Here is a 26652-nt window from a genome sequence, read left to right on the forward strand (position 1 = left end):
AACGCCCGGTTACATTCCGAACCCGGAAGCTAAGCCTCACAGCGCCGATGGTACTGCAGGGGGGACCCTGTGGGAGAGTAGGACGCCGCCGAACTCCTTTTAATAGAGCTGGTCCCTGAACTTCGGTTCAGGGACCAGCTCTTTTTTGTTTTCTGTCACTTGCCGTTCACGTTGCGCAGCCAACATCCGCGTCATGGGGACAGTTGCAATGTTGCGCGCCGCCGGCGTCGGTACCGGTGACGAAGTCGTCGTGCCGGCCTACGGCAACACCGAAGTGACCGAAGCCGTGACCCTCACCGGAGCGGTGCCCGTCTTCGCCGACATAGAGCCCACCACGTACTGCCTCGACCCCGCCGCCGTCGCCGCCGCGGTCACCCCGCGCACCGCCGCCGTCGTCGTCGTGCACCGCTTCGGCAACCAGGCCGACGTGCGGCGGCTGAGAGACGTAGGACAGCGGCACGGGCTGCTCGTCCTGGAGCAAGGAGAGTCCGACGCCACGTACGACGGGCTGTCGCGCCGACGGCAGCATGCCGCCTACCTCAGCGGACGGCTCAACGGTGTCGTGACGCCCGACGGCGGCGAAGGACACAGCTACGAGCAGTACGTCGTGCGGGTGCCCGGGAACGGGCGGCCCGACCGGGACGCGTTCGCACGTGCCGTACGGGCCAAGGGCGTCGACTGCCACGTGCCGGTGAAGACGCCCGTCCACCGTCTGCCGCGGTTCTGGCGCGACGTGCGGTTGCCCGAGACCGAACGGGCCGCGGACGAGACGCTGGCACTTCCCGTCGAGGCCTCCATGACGCGGCGTGAACTCCAGCGCGTCGTATCCGCGTGCAATGCGCTCGGTGGGCTTCTCCAGCCGGCCTTCTGAGCTCTATTCGGCCTCCCTGGTGTGGGAATCGAAGAACTCCCACATCACGTCGGTCGCGTTGACGCCCGCCGTCGGATCGGACATTCCTCCACCCGCCCCCTCCGGCCAGGAGTGGCCCATGCCGGGCAGTCGGTAGACGACCACCTCCGAGCCGTCTCGGCACTTGGCCCGGGTCTTCCTGATGGTGGTCCCCTGAAACTTGTCGGGGCTTCCCGCCGTGCAGGACAGGCGTTTCTGCCAGGTCTTGATGCCCTTGTCCAACGCGGTGAAGTTCTGGTCCGCGCCGCCGAGGAAAGTGATCACCGAGACCGGGGTCTTCGGCTCGTAGGAGGCCTTTGCTGCGTCCGGGCCGAGGAATCCGCCGCTGACCGGGGCTATGGCCGCGAATGTGTCAGGGAGTTCGACGGCGAGCTTGTACGCCATGTCGCCGCCGTTGGAGATGCCCGTGGCGTAGAGGCGGTCCGGGTCGGCGTTCCAGGTGCGGGCCAGCCGCTTCGTGATCGTACGGATGAACCCCACGTCGTCTTCCGTGCCGCAGCAGAGCATCGCGTTGAAGCCCTTGTCGAGGCCGTCCGGATAGGCGACAAGGAAGTTCTCGTCATCCGCTTTCGCGTTGAGGCCGCTGATGACTGCCGCGACTCTGCCGTCTCCCGGATACGGGTGCATCGCGACGACGAGCGGGAGGCTTTCGGTACGGGAGAAGCCGGGTGGGGCGTGAACGGTGTAGACGCGCTTCTCGCCTCTCCAGGAGAGCGTGACCTTCTGGTCGCCCGCGCGCGGGCGCTCCGCGGACGGCGGCTTCCTGGCGGGAGTCCCGTTCGAGGCCTTGTCGTTGCCCGATCCGCAGGCAGCAAGGGGGAGGAGCATGGCGATGAAGGCGAGACGACGGGCGTACCGCGCATGCGTACCGCGTTGGGTCGGCATGGGCGCAGAGTGGCAGCGTCGGAAGGGGCGGTCCAGAGGAAGGGCGGTTCGGGGCACCTTCGATTTCAGGTATGATCTATTCCGTTGCCGCGGGGAAAACCCCCGAAGGGCAGCAGGCCCCTATAGCTCAGTCGGTAGAGCGTCTCCATGGTAAGGAGAAGGTCAGCGGTTCGATTCCGCTTGGGGGCTCAAGCAGTAAAGGCCTCCGCCCAGTTGGGCGGAGGCCTTTTGCGTATCCGGAGTTGTCGGGAGCGGCCGGGGCACCGTGCGGTGCCCCGGGGCGTCAGTCCTTCTGCAGGCCGGGGACCCGCATCGCGAGAATTGCCATGTCGTCCGACGGCGCGTCCGTCGCGAAGCGCTCCACCGCGCGCATGATGCGGGCCGCGACCGCGCCGGCCGTCAGACCCGTGCAGGTCGTGAGGACGTCGGCCAGACCGTCGTCGCCGAGCATGCGCGTGCCCTCGCGACGCTCGGTCACCCCGTCGGTGACGCACAGCAGGACGTCGCCGGGGTCGAGCGTCGCCGTCTGCTCGTACAGCTCGAGGTCGTCCATGACGCCGAGCAGGGGCTGCGGCTCCGCGTACGGCTCGACCGTGCCGTCCTGGCGCAGGCGCAGCGGCAGCGGATGGCCGGCGCACACGATCTTCAGGACAGCCGAGCCGTCCTCCTGCGGCCACAACTCGCCGTACAGGAGCGTCAGGAAGCGGCTGCGGGCTCCCTCGTCGAGGATCGCGGCATTGAGGCGTTCGAGGACCGCCGGGCCGCCGAAGCCCTCACGGGCGAGCAGGCGCAGGGCGTGCCGGGCCAGGCCCGTGACGGCCGCGGCCTCCGGGCCGGTACCGCAGACGTCGCCGATCGCGAAGCCGTATGCCCCGTCGCGGATCGGGAAGAGGTCGTAGAAGTCACCGCCGACTTCGTTGCCCTCGCCTGCCGCGCGGTAGATGACATCGACCTCGACGCCCGGCACCTGCGGCAGCCCCGGCGGCAGCAGGCTGCGCTGGAGGGACTGGCTGATCGCCATGCGCTCCGAGTAGAGGCGGGCGTTGTCGAGGGCGAGAGCCGCCCGGCGGGAAAGATCTTCGGCCAATTCCAGGATCTCTTGGCGGAAGTGCTCGTCGGCGGGCTTGCCGAGGGTGAGCATGCCGATCACGCGGTTGCGGGCGACCAGCGGGAGGACCACGGTCTCGCCGCCCACCGCCGAAGCGGTGGAGAGCGTCGTGCCGATGCCCGAGCCGAGGCCCGGGGTCTCGCCCAGGCCCAGGTTGCGCATGGACGTGCGCAGGGCGGCCTGGTGGGCGGCTTCGGAGGGGGCCGCCCAGATACGGGCGCCGGGGGTGGGCACCGGGTCCGGCGGGGCGATCTTGGAGAGGAGGGCCTTGAGCCCGTCGATGCGCTCCTCGTCCTCGTGCAGGACGTACGACAGGTAGGGCTCGGCCGACTGGTCCGCGATGGTGTAGACGGCGCACCAGGTGGCGAGTGTGGGGACCGTCATCTGGGCCATGAGGGCCAGCGTCTGGTCGCGGTCGAGGGTGCCCGCCAGAAGGTCGGAGGCCTCGACGAGGAACGAGAGGGAACCGCGGCGGAGCCTTTCCAGCTCGCCGAGGCGGGCGGATTCCACGGCCAGGGCGATGCGGTCGGCGGCGAACTGGAGGCGCAGGGCCTCCTCGTTCGAGTACCGCCCCGCTGCCTCGGCGGCGACGCCCAGAGAGCCCGTGAGGCGGCCCTCCACCTTCAGCGGAACGGTGACCACGGAGCGCATGCCGGTGCCGGAGAGCAGGGGGACCGCGCCGGGCACCACCGTGAGGTCCTCGTGGACGGCCGGCATGCGGGCGGAGCCGTAGCGTCCGGGGGCCGACTCGACCTGGACGCGGGCGAAGCGCTGACGGGCCGAGGGGAGGCCCGTGGAGGCACGTACTTCGAGCTCGGTCTCGTCGTCGGTGGCCAGGAGCAGGAACGCCGCGTCGCCGTCGAGCATGTCGCGGGCGCGCTCCACGGTGCGCTGCAGCAGGCCGTCGAGGTCGTCCGGAGCGGGGGAGCCGATGAACACCTCGAAGGGGTCCGCGGCGTGCGGCTCGCTGAGGGAGCCGGGCTCGGGGGCCGTGCCCCGCAGCGGGGTCTGGAGGACGGCGCGCTCGTCGTCGCGTACGAGGAGACAGACCGTGGAGGGTTCGCCGTCGGCGTCGCGCACGCGCAGGTGCGAGGCGTAGACGGGGATCACGCGGCCGTGGGCGTTGCGGACGCCGTAGCTGCCCTCCCAGCGGGAGAGCTGGAGGGCCTCGGCGATGCCGGTGCTGGTGCCCGGGGTGTGCGGCCAGGCCGCGAGGTCGTTGAGCGGCTTGCCCATGACCTGCTCGGCCACGTACCCGAAGAGATCCTCGGCGTCCTCGTTCCAGGCGGAGATGGCGCCCAGGCGGTCGATCTGGATGACGGCGACGCGGACCCTGCCGTCGGCGATGGGCAGCAGGTCGGCCGGGAGCGAGGGCCCCGCGGCGCGGGTGCCGACGGAACGCTGGGGCAGGTCGAGCTGGAACCAGACCAGTTTGTGCGTGGGGGTGTAGTCGACGCCCCAGCGGGTGGCCAGCGCGGCACAGAGCTGGAGGCCGCGGCCGCCCTCGCGGTCGGGGCTGCCCATGTTCACGGAGGACTGCTGGAGCGGGATCTCGCGTTCCGGATAGCGGTCGGAGACCTCGATGCGGACGGCGTCCTCGCTGCGCAGGCACTCGACGTCGGCGGCCGTGCCGGCGTGCACCACGGCGTTGGTGACCAGCTCGCTGGTGAGGACGACGGCGTCGTCGATGACGTCGGAGAACCCCCACCCCTGGAGGGTGTCGCGCACGAAGGAGCGGGCCGTCGCGACGGAACGTCCGACGGGTTCGAAGGTGGCAGCCGCGCGCGCGGTGATCACAGCACTCCTCGTACGAGTATCGACGGCGTCGACAGCGGCAACTGTCTCGACGCCCAGTTCTCCCGAACCCATGGTGCGGCCGCCCCTCCGATGCCCGCTTGTGTTTCGTGTACCACCGCCCAGGCCGGGCAGGACCGGGGTGGTTGGACAGCCGGATGCAAGGTTACTTACCTTCGCCGTCCATGCTGATGCCGGTCGTCAGTGTTTCCGCCCGGAGGGTGTGCGGACGGTGTGCGAAGCTGCCGAACTGTTATGGCCTGGTTCGGCCATGGTGAAACACTGGGCAAGCTTCATGGAGACAGGGCAGAACAACCCGAGCAGTACCGGTCGACCCTTGCGGGAGGGACACAGTGGAGTCTGGCGCAGCGACGCGGGGCACTAAGACGCGCGCGAAAGACGGACAGTCCCTGAGTAAACAGCGCAAACCGCGCAATGGGACGACGGCGTCCGTCGATGCGGCGGCTCTGAACAGGCTGCTCGCGGCCCTGGTGGCGATGCGGGACGGCAATTTCCGCAAGCGGCTGACGGTCTCCGGTGACGATGTGATGTCGGAGATCGCCGCCGTCTTCAACGAGGTGGCTGACCGGAATCTGCATCTGACCGGAGAGCTGTCGCGGGTGCGGCGCATGGTCGGACGTGAGGGAAAACTCACGGAACGGCTGGAGAGCGGCGCGAGCGAAGGATCGTGGGCGGCCGCGATCGACGCGTCGAACGCGCTTGTCGACGATCTTGTACGTCCGGTCTCCGAGGTCGGCCGGGTCCTGTCCGCGGTGGCGGACGGCGACCTGGAGCAGCGCATGGAACTGCGGGCGCAGGGGGCCGACGGAAACGGGCACCCGCTGCGCGGTGAGTTCCTGAAGGTGGGGCGGACGGTCAACAACCTCGTCGACCAGCTCTCCACCTTCACGGACGAGGTCACGCGCGTGGCCAGCGAGGTCGGCACCGAGGGCAAGCTCGGCGGACAGGCCCGGGTGCGCGGTATGTCCGGTTCGTGGAAGGACCTCACGGACTCCGTGAACACCATGGCGTACCGCCTGACCGCTCAGGTGCGGGACATCGCCCTGGTGACGACGGCGGTGGCCAAGGGCGACCTGTCACGGAAGGTCACCGTGCATGTCGCGGGCGAGATGCTGGAGTTGAAGAACACCGTCAATACGATGGTGGACCAGCTCTCGTCGTTCTCCTCGGAAGTGACGCGCGTCGCCCGCGAGGTCGGCACGGAGGGCGAGCTCGGCGGCCAGGCGCAGGTGCCGGGTGTGGCGGGTGTGTGGAAGGACCTCACCGATTCGGTGAACCTCATGGCCGGCAACCTCACCGCCCAGGTGCGTGGCATCGCCGAGGTCACGACGGCGGTCGCCAACGGTGATCTGTCCCGGAAGGTGACGGTGAGCGCGCGCGGCGAGGTCGCCCAGCTCGCCGAGACCATCAACCAGATGACCGAGACGCTGCGCACGTTCGCGGACGAGGTCACGCGCGTGGCGAACGAGGTCGGCGCGGAGGGGCAGCTCGGCGGGCAGGCCAATGTGCCGGGCGCCGCCGGTACGTGGAAGGACCTGACGGACTCGGTCAATACGGTCTTCCGCAACCTCACCACGCAGGTGCGGGACATCGCGACGGTGACGACCGCGGTGGCGAACGGCGATCTGTCGCAGAAGGTCACCGTCGATGTCGCGGGCGAGATGCTCGAGCTGAAGAACACCGTGAACACGATGGTCGACCAGCTCTCGGCCTTCGGCTCCGAAGTGACGCGTGTGGCGCGGGAGATCGGTGTCGAGGGCGAGCTGGGCGGCCAGGCGCAGGTGCAGGGCGCGGCCGGCACGTGGAAGGACCTGACGGACTCCGTCAACACCGCTTTCCGCAACCTGACCGGGCAGGTCCGCAACATCGCGCAGGTGACGACGGCGGTCGCGAACGGTGACCTGTCGCAGAAGGTCACCGTGGACGTCTCCGGTGAGATGCTCCAGCTGAAGAACACCGTGAACACGATGGTGGACCAGCTGTCGTCGTTCGCCGACCAGGTCACGCGGATGGCGCGCGACGTGGGCACGGAGGGGCGCCTCGGCGGCCAGGCCCGCGTGGACGGCGTGAGCGGCACCTGGAAGGACCTCACGGACTCCGTCAACTTCATGGCGGGGAACCTGACGTCGCAGGTGCGTCAGATCGCGCAGGTGACGACGGCCGTGGCGCGCGGCGACCTCTCCCAGAAGATCGAGGTCGACGCCCGCGGCGAGATCCTGGAGCTGAAGAACACCATCAACACGATGGTCGACCAGCTGTCCGCCTTCGCGGACCAGGTGACCCGGGTGGCCCGCGAGGTGGGCACCGAGGGACGCCTCGGCGGTCAGGCGCAGGTGCCCGGCGTGGCCGGTGTGTGGCGTGATCTGACGGATTCCGTGAACGGCATGGCCGGGAACCTCACCGCGCAGGTCCGCAACATCGCTCAGGTCGCGACGGCGGTGGCCCGCGGTGACCTGTCCCAGAAGATCGACGTGGACGCGCGCGGCGAGATCCTGGAGCTGAAGAACACCCTGAACACGATGGTGGACCAGCTGTCCGCCTTCGCCGAGCAGGTCACCCGGGTCTCCCGCGAGGTGGGCACGGACGGCATCCTCGGCGGCCAGGCCGAGGTCCAGGGGGTCTCGGGCACCTGGAAGGACCTCACGCAGTCCGTGAACGGCATGGCGAACAACCTCACCCTTCAGGTGCGGAACATCGCCGAGGTCACGACGGCCGTCGCCATGGGCGACCTCTCCAAGAAGATCACCGTCGACGCGAAGGGCGAGATCCTCGAACTCGTCACGACCGTCAACACGATGGTCGACCAGCTCTCCTCGTTCGCGGAGCAGGTCACGCGCGTGGCCCGCGAGGTGGGCACCGAGGGGCAGCTGGGCGGTCAGGCGCGGGTGCCGGGCGTCACCGGCATCTGGAAGGACCTGAGCGACAACGTCAACCTGATGGCCAACAATCTGACCAGCCAGGTGCGGAACATCTCCCAGGTCTCGGCGGCGGTCGCCAACGGCGACCTGACCAAGAAGGTGACGGTCGAGGCGCGCGGCGAGGTCGCGCAGCTCGCCGACACGGTCAACACCATGGTGACGACGCTGAGTTCGTTCGCCGACGAGGTCACGCGTGTGGCCCGTGAGGTGGGCACCGACGGCATCCTGGGCGGGCAGGCGCGGGTGCCGGGCGTCTCCGGTACGTGGAAGGACCTCACCGAGTCCGTGAACTCGATGGCGTCCAACCTGACCGGCCAGGTCCGCAACATCGCGATGGTCACCACCGCGATCGCCAAGGGCGACCTGACCAAGAAGATCGACATCGACGCCCGGGGCGAGATCCTGGAGCTCAAGACGACCATCAACACGATGGTCGACCAGCTGTCGTCCTTCGCCGAGCAGGTCACCCGCGTCGCCCGCGAGGTGGGCACGGAGGGCCAGTTGGGCGGCCAGGCACGCGTGCGGGACGTCGACGGCACGTGGCGCGACCTCACCGAGTCCGTGAACGAGATGGCGGGGAACCTGACCCGTCAGGTGCGCGCCATCGCGAAGGTCGCCACCGCGGTGACCCGCGGCGATCTGAACCTGAAGATCGAGGTCGACGCGGCCGGCGAGATCCAGGTCCTCCAGGACAACATCAACACCATGATCGCGAACCTGCGCGACACGACGCTGGCCAACAAGGAACAGGACTGGCTCAAGGGCAACCTGGCGCGGATCTCCGGCCTCATGCAGGGCCGCCGCGACCTGGAGGACGTCGCCTCGCTGATCATGAGCGAGCTCACGCCGGTCGTCTCCGCGCAGCACGGCGCGTTCTTCCTGGCGATGCCCACGGACGACGGGCAGGATCTCGGGGGCGATCACGAGGACGGGTACGAGCTGCGCATGCTCGGCAGCTACGGCTACTCGATGGGGTCCATGCCGACGTCCTTCCGGCCCGGTGAGACGCTCATCGGGACGGCCGCCAAGGAGCGGCGCACCATTTTGGTGGAGAACGCGCCGTCCGGGTACCTGCGGATCGCGTCCGGCCTGGGGGAGGCGCCGCCCGCGCAGGTCATCGTGTTGCCGGTGCTCTTCGAAGGGACCGTGCTCGGCGTGATCGAGCTGGCCGCCTTCCAGCCCTTCACGCAGATCCAGAAGGACTTCCTCAGCCAGATCGCCGAGATGATCGCGACGAGCGTCAACACCATCAGCGTCAACACCAAGACCGAGGTGCTGCTCAAGCAGTCGCAGGAGCTGACCGAGCAACTGCGGGAGCGGTCGGCCGAGTTGGAGAACCGGCAGAAGGCCCTTCAGGACTCCAACGCGGAGCTGGAGGAGAAGGCCGAGCTGCTGGCCCAGCAGAACCGCGACATCGAGGTCAAGAACACCGAGATCGAAGAGGCCAGGCAGGTCCTGGAGGAGCGCGCCGAACAGCTCGCCGTCTCCATGCGCTACAAGTCCGAGTTCCTCGCGAACATGTCGCACGAGCTGCGCACGCCGCTCAACTCCCTGCTGATCCTGGCCAAGTTGCTCGCCGACAACGCCGACGCGAACCTCACCCCCAAGCAGGTCGAGTTCGCCGAGACGATCCACGGCGCGGGTTCGGACCTGTTGCAGCTCATCAACGACATCCTCGATCTGTCGAAGGTCGAGGCGGGCAAGATGGACGTCTCCCCGACGCGCATCGCCCTGGTCCAACTCGTCGACTACGTAGAGGCCACTTTCCGGCCGCTCACCGCGGAGAAGGGACTCGACTTCTCCGTACGGGTCTCTCCGGAGCTGCCCGCGACCCTGCACACGGACGAACAGCGCCTGCTCCAGGTGCTGCGCAACCTGCTGTCGAACGCGGTGAAATTCACCGACTCCGGAGCGGTCGAGCTGGTGATCCGGCACGCCAGCAACGACGTGCCCAACGCGATCCGCGAGCAGCTCCTGGAGGCGGGCTCGCTGCGGGACGCGGACGCCGATCTGATCGCCTTCTCGGTGACGGACACCGGCATCGGCATCGCGGCCAGCAAGATGCGCGTCATCTTCGAGGCGTTCAAGCAGGCCGACGGCACGACGAGCAGGAAGTACGGCGGTACGGGCCTCGGCCTGTCCATCAGCCGGGAGATCGCGCGGCTGCTCGGCGGCGAGATCCACGCGCAGAGCGAGCCCGGACGCGGCTCCACGTTCACGCTCTATTTGCCGCTGCACCCGAGCGAACTGCCGCCCCAGGGTTACGCGCAGCTGGCTCCCACTCCTCAGCCGCGGGAGCTGCCCGCTCTGGAGGAGGCCCCCGCGGCCGAGGGCGCCGCACAGCAGGAGGCCGCTCCGGCGCGCCGTGAGGAGCCCCTGGGGTCCTCCGCGCTCTTCCGGCGGCGCCGCCGTCCCGCGCCCGTACAGGAGCCCTCGGCGCTGCCCGGGCAGCCGGCTGGCGGAGCCCAGGAGGAGCAGCGGACGCAGGAGCCGTGGCCGACCGCGGGCCAGGAGACGCCGGTCGCGGCGCGGTCCGGTTTCCACTTCGGCGGCGAGAAGGTGCTGATCGTCGACGACGACATCCGCAACGTCTTCGCGCTCACCAGCGTCCTGGAACAGCACGGTCTCGCGGTGCTGTACGCGGAGAACGGCCGGGAAGGCATCGAAGTGCTGGAACAGCACGACGATGTGACGGTCGTTCTGATGGACATCATGATGCCCGAGATGGACGGGTACGCGACGACGACGGCGATCCGCAGGATGCCGCAGTTCGCCGGGCTCCCGATCATCGCGCTCACCGCGAAGGCGATGAAGGGCGACCGGGAGAAGGCGATCGACTCCGGGGCTTCCGATTACGTCACGAAGCCGGTCGACCCGGATCACCTGTTGTCGGTCATGGAGCAGTGGATGCGCGGCGAGTGACCGAGAACCGGCTTCGTCACACGGAGTTGCTGACAGAGTGTGGCCGAGGTCGTGTAGAACGGCGGTATTCGGGGAACCTTCTGGTCTCCCACCGCGTTTCTGCTACGTGCACAGTGACATCGCGGTGACAGGGTGTGGCGACAGGCGGGGTGCGGCTACCATGACCGGCACAAGGACGGGCGGCGCAAGGGAGTCGTCCCCTGGGGCGGCACCCGGTGTTTCGCCGGGGCGAGGAGGGCGGGCCATGGTGCAGAAGGCCAAGATCCTCCTGGTCGATGACCGGCCGGAGAATCTGCTGGCGCTGGAGGCGATCCTCTCTGCGCTCGATCAGACGCTGGTGCGGGCATCGTCCGGGGAGGAAGCGCTCAAAGCACTACTCACGGACGACTTCGCGGTCATTCTGCTGGACGTCCAGATGCCAGGAATGGACGGTTTCGAAACCGCGGCGCACATCAAGCGGCGGGAGCGGACCCGGGACATCCCGATCATCTTCCTCACCGCGATCAACCACGGGCCGCATCACACCTTCCGCGGGTACGCCGCGGGCGCTGTGGACTACATTTCCAAGCCGTTCGACCCGTGGGTGCTGCGCGCGAAGGTCTCGGTGTTCGTCGAGCTGTACATGAAGAACTGCCAACTGCGGGAGCAGGCGGCTCTGCTGCGTCTCCAGCTGGAGGGCGGCGGCAAGGCGACGGCCGGCGACACGAAGGAGCCCGCGGGGCTGCTCGCCGAGCTGTCGGCGCGGCTCGCCGCGGTCGAGGAGCAGGCCGAGGCGCTGTCCAAACAGCTGGACGACGAGTCGGCGGACGCGGCGGCGGTGGCCACGGCCGCCCATCTCGAACGCAAACTCACCGGTCTGCGGCGGGCTCTTGACGCCCTGGAACCGGGCACCGGCACCGGCGCCCCTTCGGTGCCCTCGCAGAACTGACGCGGCACGAAGCCTCACTGACGAGGTTTCGTGCCGTCGGCATCCGGTGAACCACCGTCAGTTCCAGGCCTCCGCAGAGGCGACACGAACGGGTGAAGCAGTGGGCACACGTGTCCACAGAGGCCCGCACCGGTAACCTCACACCCATGGCCTCACGTCAGTCCGCAGCCAAGAAGACGCCCGCGAAGAAGGCGGCCGCGCCGACGAAGGCTCCGGCGAAGAAGGCCGCCGCCAGACCTCCCGCGAAGAGAACCGCGGCGAAGAAGGCGCCCGCGAAGAAGGCACCGGCCAAAAAGGTCGTCGCCAAGAAGCCCGCACCCAAGCCGGCGCCCAGCCCCACCGGGGGGCTGTACCGGCTCGTGCGCGCCGTCTGGCTCGGCCTGGCGCACGGGGTCGGCGCGATGTTCCGCGGCATAGGACGGGGCGCCAAGGGCCTCGACCCGGCGCACCGCAAGGACGGCCTCGCGCTCCTGCTGCTCGGCATCTCGCTGATCGTCGCAGCGGGCACCTGGTCGAACCTGCGCGGCCCGGTCGGCGACCTCGTCGAGGTCCTGGTGACCGGCGCCTTCGGCCGCCTCGACCTGCTGGTGCCGCTGCTGCTCGGCGCCATCGCCGTACGCCTCATCCGGCACCCGGAGAAGCCCGAGGCGAACGGCCGCATCGTGATCGGCCTGTCCGCCCTCGTCATCGGCGTCCTCGGCCAGGTCCACGTGGCCTGCGGGTCGCCGGCCCGCAGCGACGGCATGCAGGCGATAAGGGACGCCGGCGGTCTCATCGGCTGGGGCGCCTCCACACCCCTGATCTTCACCATGGGCGAGATCCTCGCGGTGCCGCTCCTGGTGCTGCTCACCGTCTTCGGGCTGCTCGTCGTCACCGCGACGCCCGTCAACGCCATCCCGCAGCGGCTGCGGCTGCTCGGCGTGAAGCTCGGCGTGGTCCAGGCGGAGCCCGAGGCCTACGCATACCCGGACGACGACGAGCGGTACGACGAGCAGTGGCGCGAGGCGCTGCCCGCACGCCCCGCGCGCAGGCGCTCCGCCGCCCCCGACGCGTACGACCCCGACCACGCCGAGGAAGAGGCGCTCACCAGGCGCCGCAGGCCGCGCAGGACCCCCGTACAGCCGGACATGGACCGGCCCATGGACGCCGTGGACGTGGCGGCCGCCGCGGCCGCGTCCCTGGACGGCGCGGTGATGCACGGCATGCCGCCCTCGCCGCTGGTCGCCGATCTGACACAGGGCGTCTCCGGGGAGCGCGAGGAACGCGAACAGAGCCGGCAGCGCGAACAGAGCCAGGAGCAGGAGCGCAAGGCACCTGTACCGACCGCGCGCGCCACGGACGCGCCGGTGCCCGGCAAGCTCAAGAAGAAGCCGCAGGCGGCAGCGGACAGCGCCGTCCCCGACCTCACCAAGTCCACGCCCGAGACCCAGCGCGAGCTGCCGCCGCGCGCCGAGCAGCTCCAGCTCTCCGGCGACATCACCTACTCGCTGCCCTCGCTCGACCTCCTGGAGCGCGGCGGCCCCGGCAAGACCCGCAGCGCGGCCAACGACGCGGTCGTGAACTCGCTGACGAACGTCTTCACCGAGTTCAAGGTCGACGCCGCCGTCACCGGCTTCACGCGCGGCCCGACGGTCACGCGCTACGAGATCGAGCTCGGCCCCGCCGTGAAGGTCGAGAAGATCACGGCGCTGGCCAAGAACATCGCGTACGCGGTCGCGTCCCCGGACGTCCGGATCATCTCGCCCATCCCCGGCAAGTCCGCCGTCGGCATCGAGATCCCGAACACCGACCGCGAGATGGTCAACGTGGGAGACGTGCTGCGCCTGGCCGACGCGGCCGAGGACGACCACCCCATGCTCGTCGCGCTCGGCAAGGACGTCGAGGGCGGCTACGTGATGGCCAACATGGCGAAGATGCCGCACATCCTGGTGGCCGGAGCCACCGGATCCGGCAAGTCGTCCTGCATCAACTGCCTGATCACGTCGATCATGATAAGAGCGACGCCCGAGGACGTACGGATGGTCCTCGTGGACCCCAAGCGCGTCGAGCTCACCGCGTACGAAGGCATCCCGCACCTGATCACGCCCATCATCACCAACCCCAAGCGGGCCGCCGAGGCGCTCCAGTGGGTCGTCCGTGAGATGGACCTGCGCTACGACGACCTCGCGGCGTTCGGCTACCGGCACATCGACGACTTCAACCAGGCCGTGCGCGAGGGCAAGCTCAAGACGCCCGAGGGCAGCGAGCGGGAGCTCAAGGCCTACCCGTACCTGCTCGTGATCGTCGACGAGCTCGCCGACCTGATGATGGTCGCGCCGCGCGACGTCGAGGACTCCATCGTGCGCATCACGCAGCTCGCGCGCGCGGCCGGCATCCACCTGGTGCTCGCCACCCAGCGTCCGTCCGTGGACGTCGTGACGGGCCTGATCAAGGCGAACGTGCCCTCGCGGCTCGCGTTCGCGACCTCCTCGCTCGCCGACAGCCGCGTCATCCTCGACCAGCCGGGAGCGGAGAAGCTCATCGGCAAGGGCGACGGCCTCTTCCTGCCGATGGGGGCGAACAAGCCCACCCGTATGCAGGGCGCCTTCGTCACCGAGGACGAGATCCACGCCGTGGTGCGGCACTGCAAGGACCAGATGGCGCCCGTCTTCCGCGACGACGTCACCGTCGGCACCAAGCAGAAGAAGGAGATCGACGAGGACATCGGCGACGACCTCGATCTGCTGTGCCAGGCCGCTGAGCTGGTCGTCTCCACACAGTTCGGGTCCACGTCGATGCTGCAGCGCAAGCTGCGCGTCGGCTTCGCCAAGGCCGGCAGGCTCATGGACCTCATGGAGTCGCGCTCCATCGTGGGGCCCAGCGAGGGCTCGAAGGCACGTGACGTTCTTGTGAAACCTGACGAGCTGGACGGCGTGCTCGCGGTGATCCGCGGGGAGGCTCAACCAGAAGGGTGAGCGAGGCTCACCCGTAAGGGATCGGCAGGCAACCGTTTCTCTTCGGCATACGTCAAGTTGAGGAGAGAAGAGCACGATGTCCCGCCATCAGGATGTCCGGCCATTCTGATGGCGTACAAAGTCCGTCCGCCCGGTTGCCCCACCGTTTCGGGACCCCCCTAAAATGAACCTCCGGCAGGTGGCTACACGCTCGAAAGGCGCCCCCGTGTCCATCGGCAACTCCCCTGAAGAAGACCGACCTTCGGACAACCGCCTCGACCGCACCGACCGTGTCACGGACGAGAGTCCGGCAGACGGGAGCCGGGCAGGCGACCGCCCGGCGGACGACCGCCCGGCCGAGCAGCGGCCCTCGATCGGCCACGTCCTGCAGCAGGCCCGTATCGACTCCGGCCTGACCGTCGACGAAGTGAGCACCTCCACGCGCGTGCGCGTCCCGATCGTGCACGCGATCGAACAGGACGACTTCTCACGCTGCGGCGGCGACGTGTACGCCCGCGGACACATCAGGACGCTGGCCCGCGCCGTCGGCCTCGACCCGACCCCGCTCGTCGCCCAGTACGACGAGGGACACGGCGGCCACCCGCCCGCGCCCACACCGGCGGCGCCCCTCTTCGAGGCCGAGCGCATCCGCTCCGAGCCGCGCCGTCCGAACTGGACCGCGGCCATGGTCGCCGCGATCGTCGCGGTGATCGGTTTCGTCGGTTTCACCGCGTTCAGCGGCGGCGACGACAGCGACGAAGGCTCCAAGTCCGTCGCCGAAGGCGCCACCGCGGCGCCCACCAAGACCAGCGAGAAGCCGAAGCCCAGCAAGCCCGCCGACCCCAAGCCCGACCCCTCCGACAGCGCCATCGCCGGAGTCCCGCGCGACAAGGTCACGGTCAAGGTCCAGGCCGCCGACGGCCGCAGCTGGATCTCGGCCAAGGACCACAACGGACGCACGCTCTTCGACGGCGTCCTGGAGCAGGGCCAGGACAAGACGTTCCAGGACAAGCAGAAGGTCGACCTCGTCCTGGGCGACGCGGGCGCGATCGAGCTGTACGTGAACGGCAAGCAGGTCGAGAACGAATTCGAGCCCGGCCAGGTGGAGCGCCTCACGTACACGAAGGGCGACCCCGAGGTCGGCTGACCGCCCTCCGCGCGCCGCTGACCAGCGGTTCCGTGGGGGACGGAGTGACGGCAGGGTGACGCGCCGACGGCTGCGGGCCGACCGCCGGGTAACCCTGGCGGCGGGGGCCGAGGCGCGGACGAAGTAGTCTTGAGACCATGCCCGAACGCCGCACTGTCGCCCTTGTCACCCTTGGCTGCGCCCGTAACGAGGTGGACTCGGAGGAGCTCGCAGGCCGCTTGGAGGCGGACGGCTGGCAGCTCGTCGAGGACGCCGAGGACGCGGACGTCGCCGTCGTCAACACCTGTGGCTTCGTCGAAGCCGCCAAGAAGGACTCCGTCGACGCCCTCCTCGAAGCCAATGATCTGAAGGGTCACGGCAAGACCCAGGCCGTCGTCGCGGTCGGCTGCATGGCCGAGCGGTACGGCAAGGAGCTCGCCGACGCGCTGCCCGAGGCCGACGGCGTGCTCGGGTTCGACGACTACGCCGACATCTCCGGCCGTCTGCAGACGATCCTCAGCGGCGGCAGCGTCGAGGCCCACACCCCGCGCGACCGGCGCAAGCTGCTGCCGATCAGCCCCGCGGAGCGCCAGGGCGCCCAGGCGGCCGTCGCCCTGCCCGGCCACGGCCCCGCCGAGCCCGCCCCGGCTCCCCAGGACCTCCCCGAGGGCGTCGCGCCCGCGTCCGGACCGCGCGCCCCGCTGCGGCGCCGCCTCGGCACCAACCCCGTCGCCTCCGTGAAGCTGGCCTCCGGCTGCGACCGGCGCTGCTCGTTCTGCGCGATCCCGTCCTTCCGCGGCTCCTTCATCTCGCGCCGCCCCTCCGACGTCCTCGGTGAGACCCGCTGGCTCGCGGAGCAGGGCGTCAAGGAGGTCATGCTCGTCTCCGAGAACAACACCTCGTACGGCAAGGACCTCGGCGACATCCGTCTCCTGGAGACTCTGCTTCCCGAGCTGGCCGCCGTCGACGGCATCGAGCGCGTGCGGGTCAGCTACCTGCAGCCCGCCGAGATGCGCCCCGGCCTCATCGACGTCCTCACGTCGACGGAGAAGATCGCCCCCTACTTCGACCTGTCCTTCCAGCACTCCGCGCCCGGCGTCCTGCGCGCCATGCGGCGCTTCGGCGACACCGACCGCTTCCTGGAGCTCCTGGACACCATCCGGTCCAAGGCGCCGCAGGCCGGCGTCCGGTCCAACTTCATCGTGGGCTTCCCCGGCGAGACCGAGGCGGACCTCGCGGAGCTCGAGCGCTTCCTGACGGGCGCGCGCCTGGACGCCATCGGTGTCTTCGGATACTCCGACGAGGAGGGCACCGAAGCGGCCACGTACGACGCCAAGCTCGACCAGGACGTCGTCGACGCGCGGCTCGCCCACATCTCCCGGCTCGCCGAGGAGCTCACCTCGCAGCGCGCAGACGAGCGGCTCGGCGAGACCGTCGAGGTCCTCGTCGAATCCCTCGACGAGGAGGAGGGCCCCCTCGGCCGGGCCGCGCACCAGGCACCCGAGACGGACGGCCAGATCCGCTTGACGGGCGCCATGGGTGGGGATGCCCTGCAGGTCGGCCGTATGGTCGTGGCAAAGGTCGTCGGCACGGAGGGCGTGGACTTGGTGGCCGAGTGTCTCGAGGAGGCCCGCAGATGACAGGAGTCCCGGCACCCGCGGGCAGCTCCGGCGCTCAGGGCGCTTCGAGCGCCAAGCCGGTGCGCGGCGGGAAGCTGGGCGCCGCGGCGGTCAATCAGGCCAGCCTGTGGAACGTCGCGAACCTGCTGACCATGGTGCGGCTGCTGCTCGTGCCCGGCTTCGTGATGCTGCTGCTCGGCAACGGCGGGTACGACCCGGCCTGGCGCTCGTTCGCCTGGGCCGCCTTCGCCGTCGCCATGATCACCGACCTGTTCGACGGTCATCTGGCGCGCACGTACAACCTGGTCACGGACTTCGGGAAGATCGCCGACCCCATCGCCGACAAGGCGATCATGGGGGCGGCACTGATCTGTCTGTCCTGGCTCGGCGATCTGCCCTGGTGGGTGACCGGCGTGATCCTCGGGCGCGAGCTCGGGATCACGCTGCTGCGGTTCTGGGTGATCCGCTACGGCGTCATTCCGGCCAGTCGCGGCGGGAAGATGAAGACGCTGGCGCAGGGCACGGCGGTCGGGATGTACGTTCTTGCCCTGACCGGGCCGCTCGCGACCCTGCGGTTCTGGGTGATGGCCGTCGCCGTCGTCCTGACCGTGGTGACGGGGCTCGACTATGTGAAGCAGGCCATCGTGCTGCGCAGGCAGGGTAGGGCCGAGGCGCGTGCGGCGGCTGCGGAGTCCGCCCGGGAGGCAGCGAAGTGACGTCCCGCGGGCTCTCGGCCGACGACGTGCCGGCGGCCGGTCTGGTCCGGCTCCTGGCCGCGCGCGGTGAGACGCTTGCCGTGGCCGAGTCGCTGACCGGAGGCCTGGTTGCCGCCGAGATCACGTCGGTACCGGGCGCCTCGAAGGTCTTCCGGGGGTCGGTCACCGCGTACGCCACGGAGCTGAAGCGGGACGTGCTCGGGGTCGACGGCACTCTCCTGGACGAGCGCGGGGCCGTGGATCCCGAGGTCGCGCGGCAGATGGCGGACGGTGTGCGCAAGGTTCTCGGCGCGGACTGGGGCATCGCCACGACCGGGGTCGCCGGGCCCGAACCGCAGGACGGCCGACCGGTCGGGACCGTTTACGTGGCGGTCGCGGGGCCGGATGACGCCGCTGACCGGCCGGATTTCGAAAGCATGCGCGGTTACGCCGTTGGCGGAGCGCATGGGAAAGTCGCCGCTCTGCGGTTGAACGGTGACCGTTCGGAAATCCGTATGGAGAGCGTACGGAGCGTGCTCACGCTGCTTCTCGAGCAGCTGTCCGGAGAACGCTCCGGGAATGGGCGGGCACAGGATACGGAACAGAACGGGGGGAATTGATGTTTGCAGCCCTGAGTGAACACGACATCGCTCCCCGCACGGCCGCCGCGCAAGGCGGTACGGTGGGGCGTGAAGGATGCGGCTACGCGGTCCGAGGAGGGAGCCACCGATGATTCTGCTCCGTCGCCTGCTTGGTGACGTGCTGCGTCGGCAGCGCCAGCGCCAGGGCCGTACTCTGCGCGAAGTCTCCTCGTCCGCCCGAGTCTCGCTCGGCTATCTCTCCGAGGTGGAGCGGGGGCAGAAGGAGGCTTCCTCCGAGCTGCTTTCCGCGATCTGCGACGCGCTTGACGTACGGATGTCCGAGCTCATGCGTGAAGTGAGCGACGAACTGTCGCTCGCCGAGCTGGCTGAGTCTGCAGCAGTCCCGGAACCGGTGCGTGCGCCGGTTCGTTCGATGCTCAATTCCGTGTCCGTGGCCGGCGTGCCACCGGAGCGGGTCACGATCAAGGCACCCGCAGAGGCGGTCGACGTCGTCGCGGCGTGATGCGACGCTGCTCCTGAGCAGCTCTGGGAAGTGTGTGGAAGCCCCGCCCGGGTACCCGGTCGGGGCTTTCGTTTGTTGAGGTAAGCCCGCCTGGCCCCTATACCGGATGGTCTGGGGACAGCCGTTCGCGAATCGACCTATTTGGTCATTTTGTGACATGGTTGGTGGGGATTTACCTCATTCGCTCGTGTGTTGGAGGAGACAGATGTACGTCGTGAAGAGCCCGCTGTCCGATGCGGATCTCAAGGCGGTCTCGGAGGCCCTGCAGGGCGCGCTCGTGGACCTGGTCGACCTGTCGCTGGTCGCGAAGCAGATCCACTGGAATGTGGTCGGCCCGCGCTTCCGCTCCGTGCACCTGCAGCTCGACGAGGTCGTGGACACCGCCAGGCAGCACTCGGACACCGTCGCGGAGCGTGCCTCCACGCTGGGTGTCTCGCCCGACGGGCGTGCGGCGACCGTGTCCCAGAGCAGTGGCATCGGCAAGGTTCCCGAGGGCTGGGTCAAGGACGTGGACGCGGTCGGGACGCTCGTGGACGCGCTCGGCGCGGTGATCACGCGGATGCGTCAGCGCGTCGAGGCGACGGGCGAGGCCGACCCGGTCAGCCAGGACATCTTCATCGGCATCACGGCCGACCTGGAGAAGCACCACTGGATGTTCCAGGCGGAGAACAGCTGACCCCGCGTGTGAGGGTGCTCCCCATGGGGTGGCGTGGCCGTTCGGGCGCCATGGAGCGTGCGGCGGGACAGAGGCTCCCGGCCGCGCTCCAGGCGCCGCCGATACGCCCTCCCATGGGGTGAACCCCGCCGTTTAACGTCGATCTCGCGTTGGGCGGGAGGTGGCATCTGTGGCAGCCGTGAACGGGAAAGCCGTGACATGGCGGGCCGTACGGTGGGTGCCCTTCCTGGCGCTCGGCGTGCTCTGGTGGTGGGGCGTGCTGCGGCTCGCCTTCTCGCCCGACGCGGGAGTTCTCGAGGGAGCGGTCGCGGCCGGCGGATGGGGACTGAGCGTGCTGCCCGTGCACTGCGTGCCCAGGGCCCGCGCGCTGGGCGAGGCGAGGGCGGCCAGGGGAGCGGATCCCGCGCAGTACGCGCGGCGTCCCGACGGGGAATTGCGGTGGCCGGGGGAGCGTACGGCTCTCGCGTGGTGGGGACGGGCGGTCGTGTCGGCGGGGCGGGTGCGGGGGCGCGCTCTCAGGGCGCGGGCTACCAGGGCATGGCGACGCCGCCGTTCGGGCGGAGGATCTGGCCCGTCGTGAAGGACGCGGCGTCCGACGCCAGGTGCAGTACGGCGTGCGCGATGTCGTCCGGTTCGCCCACCCGGCCGAGCGGTGACATGCGCAGCATCGTGCGTTCGGTGTGCGCCTGCTTCTCGGTGTCGAAGCGCGTCGTCATGGGAGTGCGGATCCACCCCGGTGCGACGGCGTTCACACGGATGCCGTGCGGGCCGAGCTCTGTGGCCAGTGTCTTCGAGAGCTGCACGACGGCGGCTTTTGCCGCTCCGTAGCAGAGGAGCCCGGGGGCGCCGGTGTCGACGGCGCCCGACGCCATCGTGATGATGCTGCCGCCCGAGCCTGTGTCGATCATGGCGCGGGCCGCGGCCTGGCAGGCGTACAGGACGCCCTTGAAGTTGATGTTCAGGACGCGGTCGAGGTCTTCGTCGCGTGTCTCCAGGACCGGGCTGCTGTGCATGACGCCGGCTATGGCGGCGAGGATGTCCAGGCGAGGGGTGGCTGCGGTGGCTATGGCCCGGTCGACCTGTGCCCTGTCGGTCACGTCCAAGGGGTACGTGCAGGCGGTGCCGCCCGTCTTGGTGATGAGTGCGGCCGTTTCCTGGAGTCCCTGCTCGTCGCGGTCGGCGCAGTGCACGGCGGCGCCCGCTTCCGCGAGGAGTCGAGCCGTCGCGCGTCCGATGCCGCTGGCGGCGCCGGTGATGAATGCGGTGCGTCCGGTGAGGTCGTACGCCTTGACGGGCATGAGGGGACGGTACGGCGGCGTCTGACGAGGCGTCAACTGGCGTGACGGTGCCGGGTCGTTGGCGGTGTAGGTGTGGTTGGCGGTGCGTGCTGCTGTGGTGCTCGTCAGGGGGCCGGGCCCTGTTGACAGGTGGGGCACCAGTAGGTGGGGCGGTCGCGGGAGCCGTCTCCTTGCTGGGCGCGGCGGATCGGGGTGCCGCAGCGCAGGCAGGGGCGGGGCGCGCGGCCGTAGACGAAGAGGCGCTGGCCCGGTCGGTCGCGGCCCGTGGTGGTGCGGTTGGGCTGGTTCCGGTTCGCTTCCAGGAGCTTCTTGGCCAGGCCCGGCACCCGGGCGGCCGTCTCTTCGGAGAGCTCGCCGACGGGGAGCCAGGGGGTGACGCCGAGTACGAAGCAGATGTCGCTCTTGAACACGTTGCCGATGCCCGCGAGGTTGCGCTGGTCCAGGAGGGCTTCGCCGAGGGCGCGGTCGGGCACCGCCAGGATGTTGCTCAGCGCGCGCTCGGGGTCCCAGTCCGGGCCCAGCAGGTCGGGGCCCAAATGACCCACGGCCTTGTCCTCGTCGGCAGTGCGGAGCAGCTCCAGGACGGGCAGGCGGTAGCCGACGGCGGTGCGCTCGGCGGTGCCGAGGATCGCCCGGATCTGGTACCCGGGGCCGCCGCGCCAGCGCTCCCCGGGGGCGTACAGCTGCCAGGAGCCGTCCATCCGGAGGTGCGAGTGGAGGGTGAGGCCGCCCTCGATGCGGGTGAGGAGGTGCTTTCCGCGCGGGGTGACGTCCAGGACGGTGCGTCCCGTGAGGTCGACCGTCGCGAGTTTGGGGACGCGGAGGTCGGAGCGCGTGATCGTGTGCCCGGCAAGGGCGGCGTGCAGGCGCCGGCACGCCTGGTAGATGGTGTCACCTTCGGGCATGGGTCCAGGGTGGCACGGCGGGCGTGACGGGGGCGCGGGCGGCGGTCGCTCGGGTGATTCCGCACGTGGTTCTCATGCGCGCAGCCGTAGGCCGCGAGGAGTGGCGTGGAAACCGGCTCCCTCCAGGAGGGGCGCGAAGGGGGACGTCAGCGCGGCGGCGCCGTTGACCCGCTCCACCGTGACCGTGCCGAGGGAGCCCGCGCGGGCGGCCCCGGCCAGCGCCTCGGAGGCGGCGTGCAGGCGGGGATCGTCGGCGATCGGAGCGTCCGGGGCGGCGGGCCAGGCGAGGAGCGTCTTGCCGCCGCGCTCCATGTAGAGCGTCAGCTCGCCGTCGACCAGGACGACCAGGGAGCCGGCTTTGCGGCCCGGCTTGTGGCTCGCGCCGTTCGGCGGCTCGGGCCAGGGCAACGCGGCGCCGTACGCGTTGGCGGGGTCGGCGGCGGCGAGGACCACCGCTGCCTGCGCGTCCGAGGGACGTGCGCCGTCCGTGCGGTCGCGGGAGTTCGCGGTGGCACGCAGACGGTCCACCGCGCCGTCCATGGCGAACTGCGCGGCGCCGAGCCCCTCGACCACGTAGCCGCGACGCGCCTGGCCACTGTCCTCGAAGGCCGACAGGACGCGGTACGTCGCCGAGAAGCCGCCCTCGACCCCCTCGGCCGCGACCGCGCCGCGCGTGACGACGCCGTGCCGGTCCAGGAGTGCGCGGGCCAGGGCGTGGGCGCGCAGGGTCGGGTCGGGCTCTCGGGGAGGGAGCAGGGACCAGCGGCCCGCGACGGTGGGCGGGCCGGTGCGCGAGGCGGTGCGAGCGGCTGCGGTGAGGCTTCCGTAGCGCCCGCGCGGGACGCCGCGTTTGGCGCGGTGGGCCGTGGAGCCCGCGGTGCGCCCGGAACCCAGGAGCGAGCGCATCGGGCCGAGCGTGTCGTTCGTGAGCAGACCGGACCAGGACAGCTCCCAGATGGAGTCGGCCAGTTGGGGATCCAGCGCGTCCGGGTGGGTGGTGGCGCGCACTTGGTCGGCGATCTGGCGGAAGAACAGTCCGTACCCTCCGGAGAGGGTGTCCAGGATCGACTGGTGCAGTGCGGTGAGCTCCAGGGGGTGCGGGGGCGGCAACAGCAGGGGCGCGGTGTCCGCCAGGTACAGGGAGACCCAGCCGTCCTTCCCCGGCAGGGAGCCGGCGCCCGCCCAGATGACTTCACCGGCCGCCGTCAGTTCGTCGAGCATGGCCGGGTTGTAGCCCGTCACGCGCGAGGGCAGGACGAGCTTCTCCAGGGCGGAGGCGGGGACCGTGGCGCCCTGGAGCTGCTCGATGGCGCGCACCAGGCCGTCGATACCGCGCAGGCTGTGCTTGCTCAGGTTCTGCCACTGGGGCAGGAACTGGGCCAGGGCGGCGGGCGGCACCGGTTCCAGTTCGTGCCGCAGGGCGGCGAGGGAGCGGCGGCGCAGGCGGCGCAGCACGGCGGCGTCGCACCACTCCTGGCCGATGCCCGCCGGGTGGAACTCTCCCTGCACCACGCGGCCGTTGGCAGCGAGGCGTTGCAGCGCACCCTCGGTGACCGCCGCGCCCAGCCCGAAACGGGCCGCGGCCGCGGCGGACGTGAACGGGCCGTGCGTGCGGGCGAAGCGGGCGAGGAGGTCACCCAGGGGGTCCTTGACGGGCTCCGTGAAGGCCTCCGGGACGCCCACGGGCAGGGCAGTGCCGAGGGCGTCCCGCAGCCGTCCCGCGTCCTCGATGGCCGCCCAGTGCTCGGCGCCCGCGATGCGGACCCGGATCACACGGCGGGCCGCCGCCAGCTCCTGTGCCCAGTCCGGTTCGGCGCCGCGCTCGGTCAGCTCGGCCGCCGTGAGCGGTCCGAGAAGCCGCAGCAGGTCGGCGACGCCTTCGGCGTCCTTGACGCGGCGGTCCTCGGTGCGCCACTGGAGCTCCTGCTCCAGCTCCGCCAGGACGTCGGCGTCGAGCAGTTCGCGCAGCTCCGCCTGGCCGAGGAGCTCCGCGAGCAGCCGCGAGTCCAGGGAGAGGGCTGCCGCGCGCCGCTCGGCGAGGGGGGAGTCGCCCTCGTACAAAAACTGTGCCACGTACCCGAACAGGAGGGAGCGGGCGAAGGGGGAGGGCTCGGGGGTGGTGATCTCGACGAGCCGGACGCGGCGCGACTCGATGTCGCCCATCAGCTCGGTCAGTCCCGGCACGTCGAAGACGTCCTGGAGGCACTCCCTGACCGCTTCCAGGACGATGGGGAAGGAGCCGAACTCGCTCGCCACCTCGAGGAGCTGGGCCGCCCGCTGACGCTGCTGCCACAGAGGCGTGCGCTTGCCGGGGCTGCGGCGCGGCAGCAGCAGCGCGCGGGCGGCGCACTCACGGAAGCGCGAGGCGAACAGCGCCGAGCCGCCCACCTGGTCGGTGACGATCTGGTTGACCTCGCCCTTGTCGAAGGTGACGTCACCGGCGCCCACGGGCGGCTTGTCGGCGTCGTACTCCACAGGGGGAGCGGTGGGCTCCTGGTCGAGCAGGTCGAAGCCCATGAGGTCGGCGTCGGGGAGCCGGAGAACGATGCCGTCGTCGGCGTGCATGACCTGGGCGTCCATGCCGTACCGCTCCGTGAGGCGGGCGCCGAGGGCGAGGGCCCACGGAGCGTGCACCTGGGCTCCGAAGGGGGAGTGCACGACGACCCGCCAGTCGCCCAGCTCGTCGCGGAACCGCTCGACCACGATGGTGCGGTCGTCGGGGATGTGCCCGCAGGCCTCGCGCTGCTCGCGGAGGTACGCCAGGACGTTGTCGGCGGCCCACGTGTCGAGACCGGTGGCGAGGAGGCGCTCGCGCGCGTCCTCCTGCGAGAGCGCCCCGACCTCGCGGAGGAACGCGCCCAGAGCACGGCCCAGTTCCAGCGGGCGGCCCAACTGGTCGCCCTTCCAGAAGGGGAGGCGGCCCGGGACGCCGGGTGCGGGGGAGACGAGGACCCGGTCGCGCGTGATGTCCTCGATGCGCCACGAGCTCGTGCCGAGGGTGAAGACGTCTCCGACCCGCGACTCGTACACCATCTCTTCGTCGAGCTCTCCGACGCGGCCGCCGCCCTTCTTGGGGTCGGCGCCCGCGAGGAACACCCCGAAGAGACCGCGGTCGGGGATCGTGCCCCCGGAAGTGACCGCGAGGCGCTGCGCCCCCGGCCGCCCGGTGACCGTGCCCGCGACGCGGTCCCAGACCACGCGCGGCCGCAGCTCGGCGAAGGCGTCGGAGGGATACCGTCCCGCGAGCATGTCCAGCACGGCGGTGAACGCGGACTCCGGGAGCGAGGCGAAGGACGCCGCGCGACGGACCACCGCCAGCAGGTCGTCGACCTGCCAGGTGTCGAGTGCGACCATCGCGACCAGCTGCTGGGCCAGCACGTCCAGCGGATTGGCCGGGATGCGCAGGGACTCGATGGAGCCGGTCCGCATCCGTTCCGTGACGACCGCGGCCTGCACCAGGTCCCCCCGGTACTTCGGGAAGACGACTCCTGTCGAGACAGCGCCCACCTGGTGGCCCGCGCGGCCCACGCGCTGGAGCCCGGAGGCGACCGACGGCGGCGACTCGACCTGCACGACCAGGTCGACCGCGCCCATGTCGATGCCCAGCTCCAGACTGGACGTGGCGACGACGGCCGGCAGCCTGCCCGCCTTCAGGTCCTCCTCGACCTGCGCACGCTGCTCCTTGGAGACGGACCCGTGGTGGGCGCGCGCCAGGACCGGTGGGGCGCCCTTGGCGGCGCCCGACTCCGCCATCAGCTCCGCGGGGGAGTGGTCCTCGGGCAGTGCCTCGCCCGTCGCCCTCTCGTACGCGATCTCGTTGAGGCGGTTGCACAGGCGCTCGGCGAGACGGCGGGAGTTGGCGAACACGATCGTCGAGCGATGCGCCTGCACGAGGTCGGTGATGCGCTCCTCGACGTGCGGCCAGATCGAAGGGCGCTCCGCCTCGGCCCCCGACCCGTCCCCGGAGTCGCTGACCGGGGATCCGCCCAGCTCCGCGAGGTCCTCGACCGGAACGACCACCGACAGGTCGAACTCCTTGCCGGAGTCCGGCTGGACGATCTCCACCTTGCGCTTCGGGGAAAGATAGCGCGCCACCTCGTCCACCGGGCGCACCGTCGCCGACAGTCCGATGCGCCGCGCGGGCTTGGGCAGCAGCTCGTCGAGCCGCTCCAGGGACAGGGCGAGATGGGCGCCGCGCTTGGTGCCCGCGACCGCGTGCACCTCGTCGAGGATCACCGTCTCGATGCCGGTCAGCGCGTCCCGCGCCGCCGACGTGAGCATTAGGAAGAGCGACTCGGGCGTGGTGATCAGGATGTCCGGCGGGCGGGTCGACAGCGCGCGGCGCTCGGCCGCGGGGGTGTCACCCGAACGGATCCCGACCCGCACCTCCGGCTCGGGCATGCCGAGGCGCACCGCCTCCTGACGGATGCCGGTCAGCGGGCTGCGCAGATTGCGCTCCACGTCCACCGCGAGCGCTTTCAGGGGCGAGATGTACAGCACCCGGCAGCGCTTCTTCGCGTCGGCAGGCGGTGGTGTCGACGCCAGCTGGTCGAGGGCGGCGAGGAACGCGGCCAGGGTCTTCCCGGAGCCCGTGGGCGCGACGACGAGCACGTCCGAGCCCTCGTGGATGGCCTGCCATGCCCCGGCCTGGGCGGACGTGGGCGCGGAGAAGGCCCCCGTGAACCAGCCGCGGGTCGCGGGTGAGAAGCCGTCAAGAGCGCTGGAGGCGCCGGGAGCACTGGACGCGGAGCTGACCATGACCCCATCGTGCACCCCGCCACTGACATCGGCGCCGACCTGCGGAAAAGAG

General features: G+C 70.4%; 16 protein-coding genes, 1 tRNA gene and 1 rRNA gene. 13 read left to right on the forward strand and 5 right to left on the reverse strand.

Features of this window, described 5'->3' with window-relative positions:
- Both rrf and AC07DO_RS14815 read left to right on the forward strand, forming a co-directional pair.
- Nucleotides 1-94: ribosomal RNA gene (rrf, locus tag AC07DO_RS14810) — 5S ribosomal RNA — on the forward strand; the annotation flags it as partial.
- A 114-nt stretch (nucleotides 95-208) separates the two neighbouring features.
- Complete coding sequence (locus AC07DO_RS14815) at nucleotides 209-871, forward strand: DegT/DnrJ/EryC1/StrS family aminotransferase (protein ID WP_479060684.1); 663 nt, start codon at nucleotides 209-211, stop codon at nucleotides 869-871.
- A gap of 3 nt (nucleotides 872-874) precedes the next feature.
- Here AC07DO_RS14815 and AC07DO_RS14820 read toward each other — a convergent pair whose 3' ends face one another.
- Nucleotides 875-1795, reverse strand: a complete 921-nt coding sequence (locus AC07DO_RS14820) for a CE1 family esterase (protein WP_479059760.1) — start codon at nucleotides 1793-1795, stop codon at nucleotides 875-877.
- 116 nt (nucleotides 1796-1911) lie between these two features.
- Between AC07DO_RS14820 and AC07DO_RS14825 the strand changes: the two genes are divergently transcribed.
- Nucleotides 1912-1984 (forward strand) — tRNA-Thr (locus tag AC07DO_RS14825).
- 94 nt (nucleotides 1985-2078) lie between these two features.
- Here AC07DO_RS14825 and AC07DO_RS14830 read toward each other — a convergent pair.
- Nucleotides 2079-4700: a SpoIIE family protein phosphatase gene (locus AC07DO_RS14830; protein WP_479060685.1), complete on the reverse strand. Its 2622-nt coding sequence runs from the start codon at nucleotides 4698-4700 to the stop codon at nucleotides 2079-2081.
- A gap of 350 nt (nucleotides 4701-5050) precedes the next feature.
- Between AC07DO_RS14830 and AC07DO_RS14835 the strand changes: the two genes are divergently transcribed.
- From AC07DO_RS14835 to AC07DO_RS14880, 10 genes are all read left to right on the forward strand, one after another.
- Nucleotides 5051-10558 carry a HAMP domain-containing protein gene (locus AC07DO_RS14835; RefSeq protein ID WP_479059762.1) on the forward strand — a complete coding sequence of 1836 codons (5508 nt, stop codon included), beginning with the start codon at nucleotides 5051-5053 and terminating at the stop codon, nucleotides 10556-10558.
- Between the two features lie 244 nt (nucleotides 10559-10802).
- Entirely contained in the window at nucleotides 10803-11486 is a 684-nt protein-coding gene (locus tag AC07DO_RS14840) for a response regulator (RefSeq protein WP_399536459.1), read from the forward strand.
- A gap of 146 nt (nucleotides 11487-11632) precedes the next feature.
- On the forward strand, nucleotides 11633-14440 hold the full coding sequence (locus tag AC07DO_RS14845) for a DNA translocase FtsK (protein WP_479059763.1): 2808 nt from the start codon (nucleotides 11633-11635) through the stop codon (nucleotides 14438-14440).
- Nucleotides 14441-14645: 205 nt separating this feature from the next.
- Complete coding sequence (locus AC07DO_RS14850) at nucleotides 14646-15566, forward strand: helix-turn-helix domain-containing protein (protein ID WP_479059765.1); 921 nt, start codon at nucleotides 14646-14648, stop codon at nucleotides 15564-15566.
- A 137-nt stretch (nucleotides 15567-15703) separates the two neighbouring features.
- Nucleotides 15704-17185: a 30S ribosomal protein S12 methylthiotransferase RimO gene (gene rimO, locus AC07DO_RS14855; RefSeq protein WP_479059766.1), complete on the forward strand. Its 1482-nt coding sequence runs from the start codon at nucleotides 15704-15706 to the stop codon at nucleotides 17183-17185.
- Nucleotides 17182-17880 (forward strand): CDP-diacylglycerol--glycerol-3-phosphate 3-phosphatidyltransferase, encoded by a 699-nt coding sequence (gene pgsA, locus AC07DO_RS14860; protein WP_479059768.1) that lies wholly within the window; start codon nucleotides 17182-17184, stop codon nucleotides 17878-17880. The genes rimO and pgsA overlap by 4 nt, the downstream gene beginning before the upstream one ends.
- Nucleotides 17877-18479, forward strand: a complete 603-nt coding sequence (locus tag AC07DO_RS14865) for a CinA family protein (protein ID WP_479059769.1) — start codon at nucleotides 17877-17879, stop codon at nucleotides 18477-18479. The genes pgsA and AC07DO_RS14865 overlap by 4 nt, the downstream gene beginning before the upstream one ends.
- A 109-nt stretch (nucleotides 18480-18588) precedes the next feature.
- The gene (locus AC07DO_RS14870) at nucleotides 18589-18963 is read left to right on the forward strand and encodes a helix-turn-helix domain-containing protein (protein WP_055564110.1); all 375 of its coding nucleotides are present in this window, start codon (nucleotides 18589-18591) and stop codon (nucleotides 18961-18963) included.
- A 205-nt stretch (nucleotides 18964-19168) separates the two neighbouring features.
- Nucleotides 19169-19639, forward strand: a complete 471-nt coding sequence (locus AC07DO_RS14875; RefSeq protein WP_479059770.1) for a Dps family protein — start codon at nucleotides 19169-19171, stop codon at nucleotides 19637-19639.
- Between the two features lie 193 nt (nucleotides 19640-19832).
- On the forward strand, nucleotides 19833-20219 hold the full coding sequence (locus AC07DO_RS14880) for a hypothetical protein (protein WP_479060686.1): 387 nt from the start codon (nucleotides 19833-19835) through the stop codon (nucleotides 20217-20219).
- Here the strand turns inward: AC07DO_RS14880 and AC07DO_RS14885 are convergent.
- The 3 genes from AC07DO_RS14885 to AC07DO_RS14895 all read right to left on the reverse strand — a co-directional run bounded on the left by AC07DO_RS14885 (nucleotide 20167) and on the right by AC07DO_RS14895 (nucleotide 26600).
- Nucleotides 20167-20937, reverse strand: coding sequence for an SDR family NAD(P)-dependent oxidoreductase (locus AC07DO_RS14885; RefSeq protein ID WP_479059772.1), 771 nt, complete (start codon nucleotides 20935-20937; stop codon nucleotides 20167-20169). The two genes, AC07DO_RS14880 and AC07DO_RS14885, sit on opposite strands and share 53 nt — an antisense overlap.
- Before the next feature lie 104 nt (nucleotides 20938-21041).
- The gene (locus tag AC07DO_RS14890) at nucleotides 21042-21842 is read right to left on the reverse strand and encodes an Fpg/Nei family DNA glycosylase (protein ID WP_479059774.1); all 801 of its coding nucleotides are present in this window, start codon (nucleotides 21840-21842) and stop codon (nucleotides 21042-21044) included.
- Nucleotides 21843-21914: 72 nt separating this feature from the next.
- Entirely contained in the window at nucleotides 21915-26600 is a 4686-nt protein-coding gene (locus tag AC07DO_RS14895) for an ATP-dependent helicase (RefSeq protein WP_479059775.1), read from the reverse strand.
- Between the last annotated feature and the right edge of the window lie 52 nt (nucleotides 26601-26652).

The organism is Streptomyces sp. NPDC045678 (genome assembly GCF_056432085.1).